The organism is Flavobacteriales bacterium (assembly GCA_013001705.1).
Classification (GTDB): domain Bacteria; phylum Bacteroidota; class Bacteroidia; order Flavobacteriales_D; family JABDKJ01; genus JABDLZ01.
The window spans coordinates 1-3,217 of sequence record JABDLZ010000300.1 but is presented as its reverse complement, the minus strand read 5'-3'; the positions used below and the strand labels follow the sequence as shown (position 1 = coordinate 3,217).

The 3,217-nt window shown below is 47.7% G+C and carries 4 protein-coding genes; all 4 read right to left on the bottom strand.

The features are described from left to right. Positions 1-309, bottom strand: a 309-nt coding sequence (locus tag HKN79_12050; GenBank protein NNC84300.1) for a cytochrome-c peroxidase, incomplete at its 3' end; no start/stop codon positions are given. Positions 310-543: 234 nt separating this feature from the next. Continuing rightward, positions 544-1,203, bottom strand: a complete 660-nt coding sequence (locus HKN79_12045; protein NNC84299.1) for a peroxiredoxin — start codon at positions 1,201-1,203, stop codon at positions 544-546. Between the two features lie 6 nt (positions 1,204-1,209). Then, positions 1,210-1,524, bottom strand: a complete 315-nt coding sequence (locus HKN79_12040; protein NNC84298.1) for a rhodanese-like domain-containing protein — start codon at positions 1,522-1,524, stop codon at positions 1,210-1,212. A gap of 22 nt (positions 1,525-1,546) precedes the next feature. Further along, a complete protein-coding gene (locus HKN79_12035; protein ID NNC84297.1) occupies positions 1,547-2,956 on the bottom strand; it encodes an MBL fold metallo-hydrolase in 1,410 nt (469 codons plus the stop codon). Positions 2,957-3,217: the final 261 nt, after the last annotated feature.

The window sequence follows — 3,217 nt, the reverse complement described above, 5'->3', positions numbered from 1 at the left end:
TCCTTGCACAACACCTGCTTGGAAACCAGCACGGGCATGATGACAGGATGCACATGAGAATGCCTCCATATTGGAATCATCCATGGGGAGTATTCCTAGGCCGGTCTCATGGAAGAGGAATTGACCGAGTGCGACTTTGGATTCGGTCAAGGGGTTAAGGGGGTCCTGTGGGATGAGCTGGAGTTCATCGCTCTCAGGGAGGATGAAATAATCGATGTCCCCTGTGGGGCTGATCGATTCCAATTGGCGTGTGAGAAGCCAGTCTCCCACATTATCGTTCGCTTCTTTCTCTGTCTGACATCCAGACATCAGCAGGGCGATGAGGCCCAATGCCAAGATGATCTTGTACCAAGTGATCTTGTTCATATACGTAAGGGTTGCGTGATTTGCAATCAGATGTTATACGAGTCTGGACCAGGAATGGTTTCGGGAATCCCATGCACAAGAAAGGGCGGTCCATTCACTGAGGAATGACCGCCCTATCGCTCTTAACCAACACTCTGACCCTGTTAAGGGATCACAGCCTTTTACATACCCCTACAATTAATTGAGATGGATCTCCTTCTTACATAGATAGAAGTCGGTCATTTCACAACTTGTGTCCTGATAACGAGCGGCCATCTCATCCAAGGTCTTTGGTGGAGGCACGATCACTTTATCTCCTTTTTTCCAATCCAGCGGCATGGCCACTTTGTATTCATCGCTGATCTGCAAAGCTTCCAGAGCCCTGAGGATCTCATCCATGTTGCGTCCCACATTGAGGGGATAGTACATGATGAGACGGATTTTCTTGCTCGGGTCGATGAAGAATACAGCTCGTACGGCTGCTGTCTCACTCTCATTGGGTTGAAGCATTCCATAGAGTTTGGAGACTTTCATATCGATATCTGCCACAATAGGGAAATCGAAATAGACCCCTGTGTTCTTTTTCACATTGTTCACCCAGCCCAGGTGTGCATGGATACTATCTATGCTCAAGCCCAAGAGTTCTGTGTTCAATGCATCGAATTCCGATTTGCGCTGAGCAAAACCACTCATCTCAGTGGTACACACCGGAGTGAAATCAGCTGGATGTGAGAACATCACCACCCATTTGTCCTTGGCAAAATCACTGAATTTGATTTTGCCTTTTGTCGTCATTGCCTCGAAATCTGGGGCATGATCCCCGATGCGCGGCATCATGTTCATTTGTACTTCTTCCATTTCTCTTCAAATAATCGGTTCTTGAACTTCGCCTTGCCAAGCGATGATGCCTCCGCTGAGATTATAGGCCATTAGGCCTTCACCCTTCATGATCCTACAGGCCTGCCAACTTCTATTTCCACTCCGACAATAGACGTAGTATTCCTTGTCTTTGTCCCAGGCACGGATAGTCTCCATGAATTGAGGTCCATCCATGATATCGAGCATGATCGCTCCAGGGATGATTCCTTCGTCCCACTCATGTGGCGTACGCACATCCACGATGACCGCTTGGTCATTCTTAGTGATGCTTGTACGCCAATCTGATTCTTTCAAGTCCATTCTATCTCTTGTGAAAAGTGATTTAAAGCGTGCTAGGACAGACATAGTCGGTCACTTTGACATCGGTCTCTTTGATGGCTTTGAATCCGCCTTTGACATCGATGAGGTTGTGGATACCTCTGGATTTCAATATAGAGGAAGCGATAACACTTCTGTATCCTCCGGCACAGTGTACGAAGAAGTCCTCTTCCGTAGGGAATTCCGAGAGATGGTCATTGATGAAGTCAAGGGGTGTGATTTCCGCTTTATCGACATGCTCAGAAGCATATTCACTTTCCTTTCGAACATCGAATACGGGTTTAGGATCCTCCTTCAATCGTTGAGCAAATTCCTCGGCTGTGATAGACTCTACGGAATCCACTTCTTTACCTGCATTCTTCCATGCATCTACACCGCCTTTCAAATAACCGATCACATGATCGAATCCTACACGGGAGAGCCGAGTGATGGCTTCTTGCAATCTATCTTCTTCCACTACGAGTAATATCGGCTGCTCGACATCCTTAATCAAGGCACCCACCCAAGGGGCGAAGTTCCCATCCAATCCGATGAAGATGGACCGAGGTACATGGCCTTTGACAAAGACATCTTGATGACGTACATCCAATACGACCGCTCCGGTCTCATTGGCTGCGGTCTCAAAGGCGTCTGGTGACAAGGCGTTCTCTCCTTTAGCGATGACATCCTCGATATTCTTATATCCGGATTTGTTCATCTTGACATTCATCGGGAAGTAGGCTGGGGGAGGCATCAGTCCATCGGTCACTTCTTTTACAAATTCCTCCTTGCTCATATCCGCACGTAGGGCATAGTTGTTCTCCTTCTGATCACCGATGCTCCCAACGGTCTCCTTACTCATGTTCTTACCACAAGCGCTACCTGCTCCATGACCTGGATATACGATGACCTCATCAGGAAGGGTCATGATCTTGGTGCGGAGGCTATCGAATAATGTCTCGGCCAACTGCTCCTGAGTCATATGTGCAGCTTTCTGTGCCAAGTCGGGTCGGCCTACGTCACCGAGGAAGAGCGTGTCTCCAGTAAATATGGAATGCTCTTTACCATTCTCATCCAAGAGGAGATAGGAGGTGCTTTCCATGGTATGACCAGGAGTGTGTAGTACTTTGATCTTGACATCTCCAAGCTCGAAGACTTGCCCATCTTTAGCAATGATGGCTTCAAAATCCGGGTCAGCATTGGGTCCATAGACGATCGGTGCTCCAGTTTTCTGTGATAAGGTCAAGTGACCGCTTACGAAATCCGCATGGAAGTGTGTCTCCAGTACATATTTAATCGTAGCTCCTCGTGACTCGGCCATGTCCACATACTGCTGAACTTCTCTCAGCGGGTCGATGATGGCAGCTTCGCCATTGCTTTCGATGTAATATGCGCCTTGTGCTAGGCATCCGGTATATAATTGTTCGACTTTCATGATTTTTCTTGTATTGATATCTTGAAATGCTTTAGGTAGCTGTCTCCAATTACCCTGCAAATACTGTACAAAGTTGGGGCTAACCGTCAAAAGGCACCGTAACCGGGGTTACTGTGCTGACATCCTGTCAATCCTCGGCTTCTTCCTTTTTCAAATAGTACAGCTCCGGTTGGGGTTTCAGTGGGCGTTTGAACCATAAAGGTCTTCTCAGGCCATCAGGTCCTGGTGCAGGTCGGGTCATCTTCAACCACTCTCTATAAT

Excerpts from the sequence above, each read along its gene's own strand:
- HKN79_12045 (NNC84299.1), bottom strand. The coding sequence starts at position 1,203 with ATGGAAGAAGTACAAATGAACATGATGCCGCGCATCGGGGATCATGCC.
- HKN79_12040 (NNC84298.1), bottom strand. The coding sequence starts at position 1,524 with ATGGACTTGAAAGAATCAGATTGGCGTACAAGCATCACTAAGAATGAC.
- HKN79_12035 (NNC84297.1), bottom strand. The coding sequence starts at position 2,956 with ATGAAAGTCGAACAATTATATACCGGATGCCTAGCACAAGGCGCATAT.